The 1,408-nt window shown below is 64.3% G+C and carries 2 protein-coding genes; one reads left to right on the top strand and one right to left on the bottom strand.

Translation table 11 applies throughout. The annotated features are described in order from the left end of the window. Positions 1 to 270 precede the first annotated feature (270 nt). Positions 271 to 576: a hypothetical protein gene (locus tag ASF71_RS14935; protein WP_056301759.1), complete on the top strand. Its 306-nt coding sequence runs from the start codon at positions 271 to 273 to the stop codon at positions 574 to 576. On the opposite strand, the gene ASF71_RS22915 is transcribed toward ASF71_RS14935, so the two are convergent. Beyond that, a complete protein-coding gene (locus ASF71_RS22915; protein ID WP_082506070.1) occupies positions 554 to 1,378 on the bottom strand; it encodes an IS5 family transposase in 825 nt (274 codons plus the stop codon). The two genes, ASF71_RS14935 and ASF71_RS22915, sit on opposite strands and share 23 nt — an antisense overlap. Between the last annotated feature and the right edge of the window lie 30 nt (positions 1,379 to 1,408).

Here is a 1,408-nt window from a genome sequence, read left to right as displayed (position 1 = left end):
CCCCGGGGTCTTGTCCTGGGGACAGTCTGCACACCTTCCCAGATAACGTGGACCTTTGCCGCCGCCAGGACAGCTATGGAACATGACGGCCCATCGGGTGACCGCTTGCGGAATGACTTGGAGGCTGAGGACAGAACGAAGGCGGAACACGGTCCCATGGCAGACTGAGGTATGCCGCGGAAGAAAGCCGACCCTGAGATCACCCTCACTCCACTTCCAGGCCGAGGGCTGGACATGATGGAGATGCACGGTCCCATGGCAGACTGAGGTATGCCGCGGAAGAAAGCCGACCCTGAGATCACCCTCACTCCACTTCCAGGCCGAGGGCTGGACATGATGGAGATGCTCGAARGCATGGCCGGCGACYTGGCCATGGAGAGCGGTGAGGCCGTGATGGCCGCTGTAGAGTTCGAGAAAGCTCTGCTGAACATCGCSCACACGCTRGCTGGACAGGCGATCCGTGTGGATGAGCTTGCCCAGGAAGACGAACGCGTCAAGGCCGCTGAACGGCAGATCAAGCTGCTGGGGAAGCTCTACGGACAACTCCAGGTGATCACGCAACCTCCGGGGCGCTGAGCGCCCCGCACGTCCGTCGCCAGACGATCAGGGCACAGGCGAGTTGGGCCAACCCGAGGAACGCGGCTGCGTTTCTTTCCCTCCTGACCGCGAGCTTGCGGGAGGACACCAGCCAGCTCAGTGTCCGTTCCACTCGCCACCGATGCCGAYCCAGGGTGGAGCTCGACTCCACCCCTCGTCGAGCAATACGCGGCACAATCCTCCGGTGAGTCAGGGCACGGCGACAGCGGCCAAAGTCGTCGCCCTTGTCGGCATAGAGCTTGGTCGGCCGTCGTCGGGGCCGACCTCGCCGTCCGTTGCGCACCCCAGGAACCGCATCGACGGTCGCTTCCAGTTGCTTCGAGTCRTGGACGTTCGCGCCAGACAGACTGAGAGCGAGGGGGAGGCCCTGACCGTCAATGAGAAGGTGCAGCTTGCTGCCGGCCTTCCCCCGATCTGTGGGGTTGGGTCCGGTGTGCGATCCGCCACGGGGTGCGGGAATGCTGATGGAGTCCAGCGCAGAGCGGGACCAGTCGAGGCATTCGTGTCCCTGCGCATAGTCGAGCAGGATGCGCCACAGGCGCATCCACACGCCCTCACGTTGCCACTCGTCGAAGCGACGCTCGCAGGTCCGTCCGCTGCCCAGCCCCAAGGCCACCGGCAACTGACGCCAAGGCAGACCCCACCGCAGGAGATAGAGGATGCCTGCGAACGTCTGGCGGTAGGACTGTCGTTGGCGACCTCCTCTGGGCCGCGCAGGCGGCGCAGGAAATACGGGCTCGACGAGCGTCCAGAGTTCGTTCGGCACCAGTTGATCGACCATTCCTGGACCCTACTCCTCTCCGTTCTGTCC

This window comes from Deinococcus sp. Leaf326 (assembly GCF_001424185.1).
Classification (GTDB): domain Bacteria; phylum Deinococcota; class Deinococci; order Deinococcales; family Deinococcaceae; genus Deinococcus.
Note: the sequence above shows the minus strand (reverse complement) of the source record. Positions and strands in the feature narration are given on the sequence as shown.